Origin of the sequence: Phenylobacterium sp. (assembly GCF_030697925.1) — a bacterium.
Classification (GTDB): Bacteria; Pseudomonadota; Alphaproteobacteria; order Caulobacterales; family Caulobacteraceae; genus Phenylobacterium.
Genome location: NZ_JAUYOJ010000059.1, coordinates 21,789 through 36,872 on the forward strand (window position 1 = coordinate 21,789; position 15,084 = coordinate 36,872).

17 protein-coding genes and 1 pseudogene are annotated in these 15,084 nt (G+C 69.5%); 14 read left to right on the top strand and 4 right to left on the bottom strand.

Annotated elements, in window-relative coordinates:
• The first annotated feature begins 51 nt into the window (after positions 1–51).
• Complete coding sequence (gene mnmH / locus Q8Q88_RS05655) at positions 52–1,164, top strand: tRNA 2-selenouridine(34) synthase MnmH (protein ID WP_305674226.1); 1,113 nt, start codon at positions 52–54, stop codon at positions 1,162–1,164.
• Positions 1,165–1,194: 30 nt separating this feature from the next.
• Complete coding sequence (locus Q8Q88_RS05660) at positions 1,195–1,839, top strand: hypothetical protein (protein WP_305674227.1); 645 nt, start codon at positions 1,195–1,197, stop codon at positions 1,837–1,839.
• Here the strand turns inward: Q8Q88_RS05660 and Q8Q88_RS05665 are convergent.
• Positions 1,830–2,105 carry a hypothetical protein gene (locus Q8Q88_RS05665; RefSeq protein ID WP_305674228.1) on the bottom strand — a complete coding sequence of 92 codons (276 nt, stop codon included), beginning with the start codon at positions 2,103–2,105 and terminating at the stop codon, positions 1,830–1,832. The two genes, Q8Q88_RS05660 and Q8Q88_RS05665, sit on opposite strands and share 10 nt — an antisense overlap.
• A 95-nt stretch (positions 2,106–2,200) precedes the next feature.
• Between Q8Q88_RS05665 and zapE the strand changes: the two genes are divergently transcribed.
• Positions 2,201–3,316, top strand: a complete 1,116-nt coding sequence (gene zapE / locus Q8Q88_RS05670) for a cell division protein ZapE (protein WP_305674229.1) — start codon at positions 2,201–2,203, stop codon at positions 3,314–3,316.
• Here the strand turns inward: zapE and Q8Q88_RS05675 are convergent.
• The gene (locus Q8Q88_RS05675; protein ID WP_305674230.1) at positions 3,313–4,194 is read right to left on the bottom strand and encodes a LysR substrate-binding domain-containing protein; all 882 of its coding nucleotides are present in this window, start codon (positions 4,192–4,194) and stop codon (positions 3,313–3,315) included. The two genes, zapE and Q8Q88_RS05675, sit on opposite strands and share 4 nt — an antisense overlap.
• 98 nt (positions 4,195–4,292) lie before the next feature.
• Between Q8Q88_RS05675 and Q8Q88_RS05680 the strand changes: the two genes are divergently transcribed.
• The 8 genes from Q8Q88_RS05680 (at position 4,293) to Q8Q88_RS05715 (ending at position 10,234) form a co-directional block, all read left to right on the top strand.
• Positions 4,293–4,598, top strand: a complete 306-nt coding sequence (locus tag Q8Q88_RS05680) for a hypothetical protein (RefSeq protein ID WP_305674231.1) — start codon at positions 4,293–4,295, stop codon at positions 4,596–4,598.
• A 54-nt stretch (positions 4,599–4,652) separates the two neighbouring features.
• Positions 4,653–5,051 (top strand): succinate dehydrogenase, cytochrome b556 subunit, encoded by a 399-nt coding sequence (gene sdhC, locus Q8Q88_RS05685; RefSeq protein WP_305674232.1) that lies wholly within the window; start codon positions 4,653–4,655, stop codon positions 5,049–5,051.
• Positions 5,051–5,443 carry a succinate dehydrogenase, hydrophobic membrane anchor protein gene (gene sdhD / locus Q8Q88_RS05690; RefSeq protein WP_305674233.1) on the top strand — a complete coding sequence of 131 codons (393 nt, stop codon included), beginning with the start codon at positions 5,051–5,053 and terminating at the stop codon, positions 5,441–5,443. Before sdhC ends, sdhD begins: the two co-directional genes overlap by 1 nt.
• A gap of 4 nt (positions 5,444–5,447) precedes the next feature.
• Complete coding sequence (sdhA, locus tag Q8Q88_RS05695; RefSeq protein WP_305674234.1) at positions 5,448–7,235, top strand: succinate dehydrogenase flavoprotein subunit; 1,788 nt, start codon at positions 5,448–5,450, stop codon at positions 7,233–7,235.
• Positions 7,236–7,297: 62 nt separating this feature from the next.
• Positions 7,298–8,080, top strand: coding sequence for a succinate dehydrogenase iron-sulfur subunit (locus Q8Q88_RS05700; protein WP_305674235.1), 783 nt, complete (start codon positions 7,298–7,300; stop codon positions 8,078–8,080).
• Between the two features lie 83 nt (positions 8,081–8,163).
• On the top strand, positions 8,164–9,393 hold the full coding sequence (locus Q8Q88_RS05705; RefSeq protein WP_305674236.1) for an NAD(P)/FAD-dependent oxidoreductase: 1,230 nt from the start codon (positions 8,164–8,166) through the stop codon (positions 9,391–9,393).
• A 19-nt stretch (positions 9,394–9,412) separates the two neighbouring features.
• The gene (locus tag Q8Q88_RS05710) at positions 9,413–9,733 is read left to right on the top strand and encodes a 2Fe-2S iron-sulfur cluster-binding protein (protein WP_305674237.1); all 321 of its coding nucleotides are present in this window, start codon (positions 9,413–9,415) and stop codon (positions 9,731–9,733) included.
• A 159-nt stretch (positions 9,734–9,892) separates the two neighbouring features.
• Positions 9,893–10,234 (top strand): hypothetical protein, encoded by a 342-nt coding sequence (locus Q8Q88_RS05715; RefSeq protein ID WP_305674238.1) that lies wholly within the window; start codon positions 9,893–9,895, stop codon positions 10,232–10,234.
• 162 nt (positions 10,235–10,396) lie between these two features.
• Here the strand turns inward: Q8Q88_RS05715 and Q8Q88_RS05720 are convergent, their stop codons facing one another.
• Positions 10,397–12,715 carry an ATP-binding protein gene (locus Q8Q88_RS05720; protein ID WP_305674239.1) on the bottom strand — a complete coding sequence of 773 codons (2,319 nt, stop codon included), beginning with the start codon at positions 12,713–12,715 and terminating at the stop codon, positions 10,397–10,399.
• An 87-nt stretch (positions 12,716–12,802) separates the two neighbouring features.
• Here Q8Q88_RS05720 and Q8Q88_RS05725 point away from each other — a divergent pair, with 87 nt between their 5' ends.
• Positions 12,803–13,384 carry a hypothetical protein gene (locus Q8Q88_RS05725; RefSeq protein WP_305674240.1) on the top strand — a complete coding sequence of 194 codons (582 nt, stop codon included), beginning with the start codon at positions 12,803–12,805 and terminating at the stop codon, positions 13,382–13,384.
• Positions 13,377–13,784 (top strand): metallopeptidase family protein, encoded by a 408-nt coding sequence (locus Q8Q88_RS05730; protein WP_305674241.1) that lies wholly within the window; start codon positions 13,377–13,379, stop codon positions 13,782–13,784. The genes Q8Q88_RS05725 and Q8Q88_RS05730 overlap by 8 nt, the downstream gene beginning before the upstream one ends.
• Here the strand turns inward: Q8Q88_RS05730 and Q8Q88_RS05735 are convergent.
• Entirely contained in the window at positions 13,781–14,764 is a 984-nt protein-coding gene (locus Q8Q88_RS05735; protein ID WP_305674242.1) for an RNA polymerase sigma factor, read from the bottom strand. The genes Q8Q88_RS05730 and Q8Q88_RS05735 overlap by 4 nt on opposite strands.
• 180 nt (positions 14,765–14,944) lie before the next feature.
• Here Q8Q88_RS05735 and Q8Q88_RS05740 point away from each other — a divergent pair.
• Positions 14,945–15,084 (top strand): annotated as a pseudogene (locus tag Q8Q88_RS05740) (ferritin-like domain-containing protein); the annotation flags it as partial.

Sequence of the window (15,084 nt, forward strand, 5' to 3'; positions counted from 1 at the left end):
TTCGGCCAAGAGGCGAGATGGACGGGTTACAGCAGGCTGCGGAAAGAGGCGATGGGGCAGGACGGGACGCCGACGGCGTCGGGCGGCCAGGGCGCGGCGCACATCGGCGTCACCACCGACGTCGACGCCGCCAGCCTGGCGCGATACGACGCGATCATCGACGTCCGCAGCCCAGGCGAGTTCGCCGAGGACCACCTGCCCGGCGCGATCAACCTGCCGGTGCTCACCGACGTCGAGCGGGCGGAGGTCGGGACCATCTATGTCCAGCAGTCACGGTTCCTGGCGCGGCGGATCGGGGCGGCCTACGTGGCCCGCAACATCGCGCGTCACCTGGAGACGGCGTTGGCCGACCGGACTGGCGCCTTCGCGCCCCTGGTCTATTGCTGGCGGGGCGGGCAGCGTTCGACGGCCATGGCCACCATTCTGTCCCAGGTGGGCTGGCGGACCACCCTGCTGTCGGGCGGCTACCGCACCTATCGGCGCAGCGTCCAGGCGCGGCTCTATGGAGCCGAGGCGCCGCTGAAGCTGGTCCTGCTGGACGGCCATACCGGGTCGGCCAAGACCGAACTTCTGGGATTGCTGGCGTCGCGGGGCCTGCAGACCCTGGACCTGGAGGGCCTGGCCGGCCATCGCGGCTCGCTGTTCGGAGCCATAGCCGGCCAGCCGCAGCCCAGCCAGAAGATGTTCGAGAGTCGGCTGCTGACGGCCCTGGACGGGCTCGATCCCACGCGTCCCATTGTGGCCGAGGCGGAGTCCAGCAAGATCGGTGATCGCATGACGCCGCCCACGTTGTGGAAGGCGATGGCCGCCGCCCCACGGATCGAGATCTCCGTCCCCGTGGCCGAGCGGGCGCGCTACACGGTCACCGCCTATCGCGACATCATCCAGGACCGGACGCGGCTGGAGGAGGCCCTGATCCGGCTGCCGGTCCACCCCAGCGCCAAGCGCTTGGCCGGCTGGCGCGCCATGATCGAGGCGGGCGCCTTCGCGGACCTCGCCCAGGCCCTGATCGAACTGCACTACGACCCGGCCTATGAGCGCTCGGCGCGCAAGGACACCAGGCCCAGGCTCGCCTTGATCGAACTCGACGCCCTCGACCCGGCCACCCTGTCAGACACCGCCGACCGCGTCGCCGCCCTGGTCGAGGTGGAACGGACGCCCTAACCTCACGCCCGAGATGCGTTGGAGCGGTGCATGAAGCGTTTTCGCCTGTGGGCGATCCTGATCCTGATCGCCGCCGTGATCCTGGGCGGCCTGTACGCCTGGTGGCGCTATGATCTGCGCTGGCGGCCCAAGACCATCACCCGCAACCAGGCCGAGATCACCAAGCTGCTGGAGAGCTCCGGCTGGGTGTCGCCGGGCCACACCGGCCCGAAGCTCTACATGGTCTCCTTCCGCACCTGCCCCGACTGCATCCGCTTCAAGCAGGAGGAGTTCCCGGGACTGCACGCGGCCAAGGTCGACACCCGGGTCATCGAGATCGCCCGCCGAGACTATAATGGCGTCTCGAAATCCACCCCGGCCGAGCGGGCCACGGTGGCCGAGCTGTGGATCAATCGCTCCTGGCCGCTGATGGAGCGCTGGGAATCGGTTCCCGCCGAGGCCTGGAAGGCGCCGGGGATCGCACCTGCCGACGGCGACATGGCCCGCACCGCGGTGGTGGAGGCCGGCCGGACGTTGGTCGACGACATGACGCCTCTCATGAAGGCCAACGGCGTCAATTTCGCCTACCCCCTGCTGGTCTGGTGGACGGCGGACGGCAAGATGCGGGCCTGCGCCTGCGAGAAGCGCGAGACCTACCGCTTCGTGCGCAAGGAACTCGGCGCGGCTCAGCCGTAAGGCTTGCCGGAGACGATCTGCTTGCTGCGGCCCTTGGTCTTGGGGCCGTGCTCGCGGTCGGCCGGGGCCTTGCTCGGCCGTTCGGCCAGCAGCTCCTCCTCCAGTTCGAACAGGTCCTGGTTCGCCGGCCCCGCCTCGAAGACGCGGGTTTCACTGTCGACCTGATTGGGATCGCGCTGGGCGTCCTGACCGACGCCGCCGGCCGGCTCGCGGGCCCGGGCGGCCTGCTGAGGCGTCGGCGAATTGCTCCGGGGATCCTGGGGCATGGTCGGCTCCTGTTGTTGGGTACAGCATCATCAACCCGTCAACGGCATGGCGCGTTCCCCTTGAGGCCGCCGCGCCGGCGGGTTAGGCGGGGGCGATGCCGTCCGCCCTCACCGCCGCCTATGACGCCCGCCTGGCGCGGGGCGACATCCGTCCCGACCCAGCCCAGGGTCCGGCGCTGGCCGCCCTGGCGCGCCTCGAGGCCGATCTTGAGACGGCTCAGCAAAACGGCTGGGGCGCCCTGTTCAAGAAGCCGGAGAGCCAGCGCGGGGTCTATCTCTGGGGTCCGGTCGGGCGGGGCAAGTCCATGCTGATGGACCTGTTCTTCGAAGCCGCTCCGGTGGCGAAGAAGCGTCGCACCCATTTCCACGTCTTCATGGGCGAGGTCCACCGGCTGATCGACGCCTGGCGCAAGGGCGACCCCGCCGCGCGCAAGGCGAAGTTTGGTCAGGCGAAAGGGGACGACCCCATCGCCCCGGTCGCTGACGTGGTGGCCGCCGAGGCGCGGCTGCTGTGCTTCGACGAGTTCCAGGTCACCGACATCGCCGACGCCATGATCCTGGGGCGGCTGTTCGAGGCGCTACTGGCCCGCGGCGTCGCCCTGGTCGCGACGTCCAACCGGAGCCCCGAGGCCCTCTACAAGGACGGCATCAACCGCCAGCTGTTCCTGCCCTTCATCGCCCTGATCAAGGCGCGGATGGAGGTGGTGTCGGTGGCGGGCTCCCACGACTATCGCCTGGATCGGCTGCGGGCGGCGGGGACCTGGTTCTCGCCCAACGATCGCGACAATGAGGCCTGCTTCATGGCCCTGTGGCGCGACATGCTGGGGGTCGAGGAAGAGGTCGGCGAGACGCTGGAGGTGCTGGGCCGCAAGGTGCACCTGCCCCACGCCGAGGGCGGCATGGTCCGCGCCTCCTTCGCCAGCCTCTGCTCGGTGGCGCTCGGCCCCAACGACTACGTGGCTATCGCCGAGCGCTTCCACACCGTGTTCCTGGAGGACCTGCCGCGGCTCACCGCCAATCGGCGGGAGGAGGCGCGGCGCTTCGTGATCCTGATCGACGCCCTCTACGAGGCCCGCGTCCGGCTGATCGTCCTGGCCGAGGCCGAGCCCATAGCCCTCTATCCTGCGGGCGACGGCGCCTTCGAGTTCGAACGCACGGCCTCGCGTCTGCAGGAAATGCGCTCGGCGGACTGGTTGAGCGAGCGCGACTAGGCCCGCAGGCTGGCCACCAGCTCGCGCGCATAGGGTCGAAGTTCGTCCATGCCGCGCACGCAGATGGTCAGTTCGCGCAGGGCCCAGTCGTCGGAGAGGCCGACGACGCCCAGGGCCATGGTCTTGGCGGCCCGGGCCGCGGTGGTCTGGGGCACGATGCCGACGCCCACACCGCACTCCACCAGCCGACAGACCGCGTCGAAGCTGCGCAGCTGCACCCGCAGGCGCAGGGGCTTGCCCTCCCGGGCCGCCTTGCTCGCCAGGAAGCGCTGCAGGGAGCTTGAGCGCTCGAGTCCCACCAGGTCGAAATCCAGCACGTCGGCGAAATTCACCATCCGCTGGGCGGCCAGCAAATGGTCCGCCCCCGTCACGACCACGAAGCGGTCCGAGCGAAAGGGGAAAGTCTCCAGCCGGCCCATGTCGACCGTGCCGGCGACGATGCCGATGTCGCCCACGCCCTCGGCGATCAACCCGACGATCTCATCGGACAGCCGCTCTTCCAGGTCGACGCTGACCTGGGGGTGTTCGGCCAGGAACCGCGACAGGGCTTCGGGCAGGAACTCGGTGAGCGCATTGGTGTTGGCGAGCAATCGTACCTCGCCCGACAGGCCGCCGGCATAAGCGCCCAGGTCCTCTCGCATCCGGGCGCTCTGGGCCAGGATCGAGCGGGCGTGCTTGAGCAGGGTCAGTCCGGCCGAGGTCGGCGACACGCCTGCGCGCGAGCGGACCAGCAACGGGGCGCCGAGGGCGGCCTCCATGCCCCGGATGCGTGTGGAGGCGGCCGCCAGGGCCAGCGCGCTACGCTCCGCGCCGGCGGTGATCGATCCGGCGTCGGCCACATCGCAAAACAGTCGGAGGTCGGTGAGGTCGAATCTCATCCTTCGCCTTTCGCGAAGGAAGACTACAGCATTCGCGCATTGCGACCACAGGATGAACGATAGAGACTTCGCGGAATGCGAATTAAGGGAGGGTCGCCGTGCTCACCTTCATCCTCGAGCGACCGATTCCGCCGCGCTACGATGTCACCGACCCCGCCCAGGTCGCGCTGCATTGCCGCTGGGCCGTCGACGCCTATGCCGAGGCCGGCGTGGTCTGGTTCGGTGGTGTGGCCACCGAAGACCGCATGTTCAGCCTCATCGCCGCCGATGACGCCGAAGCGCCGCACCAATACTGCCGGTCGCTCGGTGTGGACGACGCTATCCTGCGCCGAGTGGTCCAGCCGCTCGGCCCCACCTTCGCCCTGCCGCGGGACGACCCGCGTTTCCGACCGCCGGTTCGTTGACACTATGAGTCGGGCGCTTAAAAGCGAAGCCGCTTCGCACCGACGGGAACACCCATGACAGACGCTCCCCGCGCACGCCCGCTTTCGCCGTTCACCGGCATTTGGCGATGGCACGTGACCATGGCGACCTCCATCGCCCACCGGGTGACCGGATGCGCCATCTATGGCGGCGGCCTGATCCTCGCGGCCTGGGCGGTCTGCCTGGCCTCGGGGCCGGAAGCCTATGCGGCGTTCCAGGCGGTGATCGGCTCGCCGCTGGGGCTCCTGGCCATGTTCGCCCTGACCTTCTCGACCTTCTTCCACCTCGCCAAGGGCGTGCAGCACCTGATCTGGGATCTGGGCTTCGGCTACAGGCCGCAGACCGCCAGCCTTGGCGCGGTCGTCTGCATCGCCTTCGCCATCGCCGCGACCCTGGCCATCTGGGCCATCGCCTTCATGACCGGAGCGCTCTGATGGCCAGCTATCGCACGCCGCTCGGCCGCGCCCGCGGCCTGGGCGCCGCCAAGCACGGGGTCGGGGAGTGGATCTCCGAACGGGTCACCGCCGTGGCCCTGGTGCCGCTGGTGCTGTGGGGCGTCTTCGCCGTCCTGCGGCTGGCCGGCGCCGACTATGCCGGGGCCGTGGCCTGGCTGACCGCCTCGCCGCTGAACCCGACCTTGATGGTCCTGCTGGTGGTGGTCAGCTTCCTGCACATGCACGGCGGCATGCGGGTGGTCATCGAGGACTATATCGAAAAAACCCTCAGCCGGACCGGCCTGCTGCTGCTCAACCTCTTCGTCTGCGCGCTCGCGGGCACGCTGGCGGTGTTCTCCATCCTGAAGGTCGCGCTGGGAGGCGCTCTCTGATCCCATGGCGAGCTATCAGTTCATCGACCACAAGTTCGACGTCGTCGTGGTGGGAGCCGGCGGCTCCGGCCTGCGCGCGGCGCTGGGCTGCGCCGCGGCCGGCCTGAAGACGGCCTGCATCACCAAGGTCTTCCCGACCCGCAGCCACACCGTGGCGGCCCAGGGCGGCATCTCGGCCAGCCTGGGCAATATGGGCGAGGACGACTGGCGCTGGCACATGTACGACACCGTCAAGGGGTCGGACTGGCTGGGCGACCAGGACGCCATCGAATACCTGTGCCGCAACGCGCCCGCCGCGGTCTACGAGCTGGAGCACTGGGGCGTGCCGTTCTCGCGCACCCCGGAAGGCAAGATCTATCAGCGCGCCTTCGGCGGCATGACCCGCAACTATGGCGAGGCCCCGATCCAGCGCACCTGCGCGGCGGCCGACCGCACCGGCCACGCCATGCTCCACACCATGTATGGCCAGGCCCTGTCGAAGGACACCGAGTTCTTCATCGAGTACTTCGCGCTGGACCTGATCATGGACGAGGGCGTCTGCCGAGGCGTCACCGCCTGGAAGCTGGACGACGGCACCCTGCACCGGTTCCAGGCCCAGCAGGTGATCCTGGCCACCGGCGGCTACGGCCGCGCCTACTTCTCGGCCACCAGCGCCCACACCTGCACCGGCGACGGCGGCGGCATGGCGCTGCGGGCGGGCTTGCCCCTGCAGGACATGGAGTTCGTGCAGTTCCACCCCACCGGCATCTACGGCGCCGGCTGCCTCATCACCGAGGGCGCCCGGGGCGAGGGCGGCTACCTGACCAACTCCGAGGGCGAGCGCTTCATGGAGCGCTATGCGCCATCGGTGAAGGACTTGGCGCCACGCGACATGGTCAGCCGCGCCATGACCATCGAGATCCGCGAAGGCCGGGGCGTAGGTCCGAAGAAGGACCACATCTTCCTGCACCTCGACCACCTGGATCCAAAGATCCTGGCCGAGCGCCTGCCGGGCATCTCGGAGAGCGCCAAAATCTTCGCGGGCGTCGACGTGACCAGGGAGCCGATCCCGGTCCTGCCGACCGTCCACTACAACATGGGCGGTATCCCCACGAACTTCTATTCCGAGGTGGTCACCCGGCTGGGCGACGATCCGGACAAGGTGGTTCCGGGGCTGATGGCGGTGGGCGAGGCGGCTTGCGTCTCGGTGCATGGCGCCAACCGCCTGGGCTCCAACTCGCTGATCGACCTGGTGGTGTTCGGCCGCTCGGCCGCTTTGCGCTGCGCCGACACCATCAAGGCCGGCGCGACCCAGGTCGAACTGAAACCGGCCATGACCGACGGCCACCTGGCCCGCTTCGACAAGTTCCGCAACGCCTCGGGAAGCACGCCCACCGCCGCCCTGCGGCTGGAGATGCAGAAGGCCATGCAGGATGACGCCGCGGTGTTCCGTACCACCGACAGCCTGGCCTCGGGGGTCAAGCGCCTGGAGGCCATCCACGCCAAGCGACCGGATCTTAAGGTCACCGACCGCGGCCTGATCTGGAATACCGACCTGGTCGAGACCCTGGAGTTCGACAATCTGGTCGGCCAGGCGATCACTACGGTGGCAGGCGCCTATAACCGCACCGAAAGCCGCGGGGCCCATGCCCACGAGGACTTCCCCGACCGCAACGACGGCGAGTGGATGAAGCACACCCTGACCTGGTTCGACGACGCCACGGGCAAGGTCGCCATCGACTACCGGCCGGTGCACAGCTTCACCATGACCAACGACATCGCCTACATCCCCCCCAAGGCGCGGGTCTACTAGGTCTCGGCGATGATCTTCCCTCACATTCCAATCCACGCGTCCCCGCTCAAGGTCAGCGCCTGATGGTCCAACTCCGCCTTCCCAAGAACTCCCGCGTCCAGAGGGGCGAGCACCATCCGGCCCCCGCCGGCGCGACCAAGGTCAAGACCTTCAAGGTCTATCGCTACGATCCCGAGGGGACCGAGAACCCGCGCTGGGACACCTATGACGTGGACGTCGACGCCTGCGGCCCGATGGTCCTGGACGTCCTGATCCATATCAAGAACACCGTCGATCCGACGCTCAGCTTCCGGCGCTCCTGCCGCGAGGGGGTCTGTGGGTCGTGCGCCATGAACATCGGCGGGCGCAACACGCTGGCCTGCACCCACGGCCATGACGAGGTCCCGGGCGCCCAGTGCCAGATCGCCCCGCTGCCTCACATGCCGGTGATCAAGGACCTGGTCCCCGACATGACCATGTTCTACGCCCAGTACGCCTCCATCGAGCCCTGGCTGCACACCACCACCCCGGAGCCGCAGACCGAGTGGCTGCAGACGCCTGAGGACCGTTCCAAGATCGACGGCCTCTATGAGTGCATCCTCTGCGCCTGCTGCTCGACCTCCTGCCCCAGCTACTGGTGGAACGGCGAGAAGTACCTGGGCCCCGCGGCCCTGCTGCAGTCCTATCGCTGGCTCGTGGACAGCCGCGACGAGGCGACCGGCGACCGGCTGGACGACCTTGAGGATCCCTTCAAGCTCTACCGCTGCCACACAATCATGAATTGCGCCCAGGTCTGCCCGAAGGGGTTGAATCCCGCCAAGGCCATCGGCGAGATCAAGAAGATGCTGGTCGACCGCGTCGTCTGAGGCTTCTCTTCCTGGGAGGCTGATGCAATCCGAACCGTGTTCGGGAAGTTGACGCCGTCGTCACTTTTCTGCATGGGGCATCTATGAGCCAATCGGACACGCATGTGGTGATCCTCGGGGCCGGTCACGCGGGAGGCACCGCGGCCGCCCTGCTGCGCCAGTATGGGCACGAAGGTCCGATCACCCTGGTGGGCGAGGAGCCGATCCCGCCCTATCAGCGTCCGCCGCTCAGCAAGGCCTGGCTGAAGGGGGAGGCTGACGCCGATTCCCTGGCGCTGAAGCCCCTGGAATTCTACGCCGAGCACAACATCGACTTCCGGCCGAACACGCGGGCGGTCAAGCTGGCGCGGGAGGCCAAGCAGGTCACCCTCTCCACCGGCGATGTGGTGACCTACGATTTCCTGATCATCGCCACCGGCGCCCGGGCCATCAAGCTGCCGGTCGAGGGCGCGCATCTGGACGGCCTGCTGGAGCTGCGCACGGCGGCCGACGCCGAGATCCTCAAGGCCACCATCGGGCCCGGCAAGCGCCTGGCGGTGATCGGCGGCGGCTATATCGGGCTGGAGGCGGCGGCGTCCGGCCGCGCCCTGGGCGCCGAGGTGGTGGTGATCGAGCGCGAGCCACGCCTGCTGGCCCGCGTCGCCTGCGAACCCCTCTCGACCTTCTTCCTCGACTATCACCGGCGCCATGAGGTCACCTTCGAACTGGGCGCCACGGTGGCGGGCTTCGAGGGCGAGAACGGCCATGTCACCGGGGTGAAGCTGGCCGACGGCCGGGTCATCGCCTGCGACGCCGCCCTGATCGGGGTGGGCGCCGCGCCCAATGACGAGATCGCCAAGGAGGCGGGCCTCGACACCGCCCGCGGCATCGTCGTCGACCTGGAGGCGCGCACCGCCGACCGCTCGGTCTTCGCCATTGGCGACGTGGCCCACCGGCCGATGCCGATCTATGAGCGCATGTTCCGCATGGAAAGCGTGCCCAACGCCCTGGAACAGGCCAAGCAGGCCGCCAGCGCCATCGTCGGCCGAGCGCCCCCGCCGGGCGAGGTGCCGTGGCAGTGGTCGGACCAGTACGACCTGAAGCTCCAGATCGCCGGCTACGCCTTCGACGTGGACCGCATACTGCTGCGCGGCGACCCCGCCAGCGCCAAGTTCGCCGTCTTCCACCTGAAGGGCGACCGGGTCCAATCCGTGGAGGCGATCAACTCGCCGCCCGAGTTCATGATGGGCAAATTGCTCATCGCCAACCGCAAGCCGGTCGACCTCGACAAGCTTGCGGACCCATCCATTTCCATGAAAGAGGTCGCCGCATAAAAGCGGTGAAGGGGAGTAAATGGCCAAGATCACCTATGTCGAACACGACGGAACCGAGCACGCGATCGACGTGAAGACCGGCCTGACGGTGATGGAAGGCGCGGTGAAGAACAACATCCCGGGCATCGACGCCGACTGCGGCGGGGCCTGCGCCTGCGCCACCTGCCACGTCTATGTGGACGGCGACTGGCTGCCGAAGACCGGTGCGAAGTCGGCCATGGAGGATTCCATGCTGGACTTCGCCGAGAACGTCGAACCCAACAGCCGCCTCTCCTGCCAGATCAAGGTCTCCGACGAGCTGGACGGCTTGGTCGTGCGCATGCCCGAGAGCCAGCACTAGGCGCACTCGGCTATTGGCTTCCTCCTCCCCTTGAGGGAGAAGGTGGCGGGCGAAGCCTGGCGGATGAGGGGTCGATGGCCCTATCCGTCCTCCGGCCGAAGCTAGTCTCGGAGTTCTGAGAGACCCCTCATCCGACCTTGCTCCGCAAGTGTCCAGCGGATGGATAGCGCCACCCTGCTGCCCACGGGCGAGACCGACTACGCCGGCTGGGCCATCGAGCGCACGCCGGGCCGCGAGATCTCCCGGGTCAGCGTCCACGTGGACGGGCGGCATGCCCTGAGCGTGGTTCCCGACCGCGAACGCCCCGACGTGCTCGCCGCCTTCCCCAACGCCGCCAACAGCCCGGTCGGCTGGCGCTTCCGGCTGCAGGCGCCGCCGGGCGCCATGGTCCGTCCGCACCTGGAGAGCAGCTCGGGCCTGACCGGCTATGCCTACGCCCAGGCGCCGGCCCCCGCGACCATGACCTATTCCGGCTGGTCGCGCCGCGCGTTGCGGGGATAGGGGCTCCTTTTCCTCACCCGGTTACGGGGGAGGGGGACCGCCGAAGGCGGTGGAGGGGGCGGCCTCAAGCTCAGAGCCCAGTCTCGCCCCCTCCACCACGCCTGCGGCGCGGTCCCCCTCCCCCATTCCCGTTGGTCATGGGGGACGAAAAGGAGCGCCGCGCTAGAAGCTTAGCTCGGGGTGTCCCGCCGCGCCCTGGGCGGTTTCGGGCAGGTGACAGGTGAAGGTGGCGCCGGCGCCCGGTTCGCTCTCCAGGGCCACCCAGCCGCCATGCAGCTCCACCAGGGCCTTGACCAGGGCCAGGCCCAGGCCCGGCCCGCCACGCTCGCGGCCGATGAAGCGGTCGAAGATGTGCGCCTGGACGTGGAACGGGATGCCGCGGCCGGTGTCGCTCACCTGCAGCTGGATCTCGCCCTGGGCGCGGCGCGCGGCGATGGTCACCAGGCCGTCCGGCGGGGTCTGGCGGATGGCGTTCTCGGTCAGGTGGTCGAGCGCCTGGGTCAGGCGTTTCATGTCGCCGCGGATCAGGCCGATGTCCTCGGCATGCTCGACCTTGATGGTCACCCCAGCGGCCTCCGCCTCGGGGGTCCAGCGGCCGGCCGTCTGGCTGAGCAGGTCGGCGACCCGGACGTCGTCGAGGTCCAGCGCCATCTCGTCGGCGTCGATCTGGGCCATGTCCAGAACGTCGTCGATGGAGCGGGCGAGCTGGGTGGCGGCCGTGCGCACCGCCGCGGCGTGGCCGCGCCCGCGCTCCGACAGGTTCTCGCCCGAGCGCTCCAGCAGCTCGGAATAGCCGATGATGGTGGTGAGCGGGGTGCGCAGCTCGTAGGAAACGTTGCCCACGAAGTCGCGCTTCAGCCGCTCGGCGTCGGCGAGCGCCGCGGAGCGGTCGGCCAGCGCGCTCTCCAGCTTGCGGGCGTCGGTGACGTCGGCAAAGGCGATCAGGGTCGCACCGTCGGGCAGCGGCCGGCTCTGATAGACCACGATGCGCGAGTCCGAGGTCTTCACCTCGCCGGAGATCGGCGCGCGCGCCTGGGGATCGGTGTCGGCCACCCGGCCCTTCAACTCGCGCCAGAAGCCCATGTCGTGCAGGCGCGGGATGCAGAGCTCGACCACGCCCTCGAAGTCGTGGGCCAGGTCCAGCTGCGCCGGCGTGATGTTCCAGAACCGCTCGAAGGCTTCATTGTGCAGCCGCAGGCGGCCGTCCGACCCGAACACCGCCACCGCGTCGTTCAGCTTGTCGAGCGTGGCCTGCTGCACCTGGATCAGGGCGTTGTACTGGGCCTTGAGCTTCAGTTCGCCGGTGATGTCGGAGAACAGCAGCACCACTCCGCCCATGGGGTGAGGTTGGCGAACCACCCGCAGGGTCCGGCCGTCAGGCAGGCTCCACAGGTCGTCGGGCGCCGAGGCGACGTCCTCGTAGCGGTCGAGTTCGGCAGCCTTCCACTTGTCGTAGTTGACGGTCTCCGGCAGCCGGCGGCGCTGGCGCAGCCGGTCCAGGATCTCGCCATGGGTGGGCAGTTCGGCCAGCCAGGCGGGTTCCAGCCCCCACAGCTCGGCGAAGGCGGTGTTGTGGAAGATGAGCTTCTTGCCCTCGCCGAAGATCGCCACGGCGTCGGCGATGTGGTTCAGGGTCTCGTCGTGGGCGGCGAGCTGGCGCCTGAGAAGCTCGCGCATCTCCTCGGCCTCGGTGACGTCCTCGGTCCAGACCCCGACTCCGCCGCCTTCCAGCGGCTGGGCGGTGATCTGGAAGGCGCGGCGGCGCCCGTCCAGGCTGGTCCAGCGCAGGGTCTCGCGCTTCTGGCCCAGATTGGCGGCCTCGCTGGCGAGCGCGTCGCCCGCCCGGTCGAAGGTCGCGTTCTTGGCGGCGGCCTCGTCGAGGTCGGTCACGCCCGCCGCCGCCAGCCAGGCGCCGTTCACCCAGACCGGCGCCCCGTCGGCCGCGGCGATCCAGGCCGGGGTGGCCCGGGCGTTCAGGAAGGCGGCGAAGCGCGGCGCGGTGGGCAGGCCCGCATCCTCGCCGATGATCGCCGAGAGCCGCAGCCAGGCGAGCGCCCCGGCCGCGCGGCCTTCCACGGCCACAACGCCGGCCGGCCCGCGCACCTCGAAGGCGCAGGCCTCGCCGCGCTCGAACAGGGCGCGCAGCCGTCGGGCATGGTCGGGATCGGCCCGCATCAGCGCGGCCATCACGGCCTGGGGGTCGGCGTTGAGCAGGCCGAGCGCGGTGACGCAGACCGCCAGGCTCTCCTCGCCGGAGGCCAGCAGGGCGTGGCCGTCCTGGACAGCCAGCAGGGCGGAATCGAAGGCCTCGGCCGAGGCCTGGGCGGCCTCGGCGCCCAGTTCCAGGCCGGCGATCTTCTGGCGCAGGGCCGCGATCCGCGCCTCGCCCTGCCGTCGCTGGGCCAGGGCCAGCAGGGTGGCGCAGATGGCCAGCATGACGGCGCCCGCCGCCGCGGCAAGGATGAGCTCGTGCTCGCTCATCGGCGTTCCATCGACGCCCGTCCTCGTCGACAGCGAATCATCCGATCACCATATTCCGGTCCTGTGTTTTCGGCGATGATCGCAACCATGACGGCGATCCTCTACCCCGTGGCGGCCAACGCCGAACAGGCGCTTTCGGCTCCCTTGGCGCGCGCGGCGCGCGAACGGGAGGCGCAGGCCCTGGCCGGGGAGCCCGTGGCCTTCGTCGTCGAGGCCGCCGGACCTCGGTTCGCCACCCGCGAAGCGGCGCTCGACGCCTATGCCGGACGATTGGAGGACGAGCGTCCGGGCCGAACGGCCAGCCTGCCGCCCGAGGACCGCTTCCTGCGCCTGACCGAGACGGTGGCGGCGACCCGCGCCCGCGCGCCCGCGCCATTGCAGCCCAGCTATCAGGATGGCCGCCGCTGGCCGCAGGCCAAGGCCCCGCCGCCCACCACCTGGCGGCTGATGGTTTCCTACTGGCGGATCGGCGCCGCGCCCATCGTCCGGCCGGAAACGCCCCAGGCGCGCCAGGCCCGCCGCAAGGGCCGTCAGAGCCTCGATCCGGAGACCGTCCGCGCCCTGACCCAGCAGCCGCTGCAGGCGGTCAAGCCGCAACAGCCGCTGGACATCGGGCTTTTCGAGGCGCGCCTTCCCGAGTCGCCGCATATCATCGTGCCCGATGAATGATCCGTACCGCGGTCGCGCGCCGTCCCTCGATGACCTGGCGGCCATCGCCGAAGCCGCCTTCGCCGCCCTGCCCAAGGGTTTCCGCGACATGGCCGGCGAGGTGGTGTTCCGCGTCGACGATTTCGCCGCCGAAGACGTCCTGGACGAGCTGGGGATCCCCGACGCCTTCGAGCTGACCGGCCTCTATCACGGGGTCGACCTCGGCCATCGCTCGGTCTTCGACCCCAGTCCCGGCCCCTCGCGGGTCTTCCTCTATCGCCGCCCGATCCTCGACGAGTGGGCCGAGCGTGGCGACGTCAGCCTTGAAGACCTGGTGACCCACGTCCTGGTCCATGAGATCGGCCACCATTTCGGCCTCTCCGACGACGACATCCACGCCATCGAGGCGGCGGCGGATTAGTGCAGCTTCATCCCCTCGCCCCAGGGCAGGGTGGTGGTGGCGATCATGCGGGTGAGGATCTGGGGGGGCTGGTGGTAGCCCAGCAGCGAGACCTCGAGGCTCAGCTCCGCGGCCACCGCCTTCAGGGTGTCGGGACAGTAGCAGTAGTTGGTGATCCGGCTGACCAGGTCGTCATCGCCTTCCAGCCGCACGATGTCGTAGAGCCGGCCGGCGTCGTTGAAGAACAGCACGACCGGCTCGCCGCGATAGACTCCCGCCTCCAGCCGCGCGCCCGTATGGCCGACGCTGGCCTCCGCCCAGCCCCCACGCCGGCCGCGGCCTCCGCCGACGCCGGGAACCTCGATCGAGCAGGCCTCGGTGAGCACGGCGGTGAGCGTCGGCACGTCGCGGGAATTGAAGGCGGCGATGAACCGCTCCACCAGGGCCTGGGACGGCCCGTCCCGGGGCGGCGGATCGGGTGGCGCGGCGGCCAGCGCCGCCCGCCCGCGATGCAGGGCCGACTTCACCCCGCCCACGGTGGTGCGCAGCTGGTCGGCGATCTCCTCCAGGGTGAAGTCGAACACGTCCTTCAGCACCACCGCGGCCCGCGCCTGGGGCGAGGCGGCGGAGAACAGCGCCTCCGCGCCCTGGCGCGCTGCGTCGGGATCGGAGGGTGGCGTCTGCGCCAGCGGCTCGCCCAGCCAGGCCCGCTCCCGCGCGGCCCGGCGCGCCCGGTCGATCCAGAGATTGGTGGCGGTGCGGAACAGATAGGCCTTGGGATCGGCCACCGGGCTGCCCGGCCCGTGCAAGTCGCCGCGGCCGATCATGGCGAAGCCCTTGAGGAGGGTGTCCTGCACCAGGTCCTCGGCGTCCCAGACGTCGCCGGTGAGTTTCAGGCCGTAGGCATGCAGGGCCGGGCGCAGCGGCTCGATGGTGTCCAGATAGTCGAACCAGGCCGTGCGCAGGGCGCGCGAGGTGTCGTCCGTGATCGGGTCGGTCATCGCCGCTCCTCCCTCATGTCCATCTGCTCAAGACGAATGGCGGGGCGTCAAGGATACCGGCGGTCAGGAAGATGACGCTGGCGTCATTTTCCTTGACTGATCACCGTTCTCTTGAGAGGCTTCAGCCAAGAGGAAACCGTGGGCCGCCAGCGCGCGCGCCTGCCGAAGGAGGATTTGCCCATGGCGGCCGACGGCAACATCACCAAGGACATCATCTACGACGCCGTGGCGCCGGACGACTTCGAGTCGATGCTGGACCTGGACCGCTACAACAACCGCTCGACGGCGTTCGACAAGATCATCTCGGCGACCCACGACCA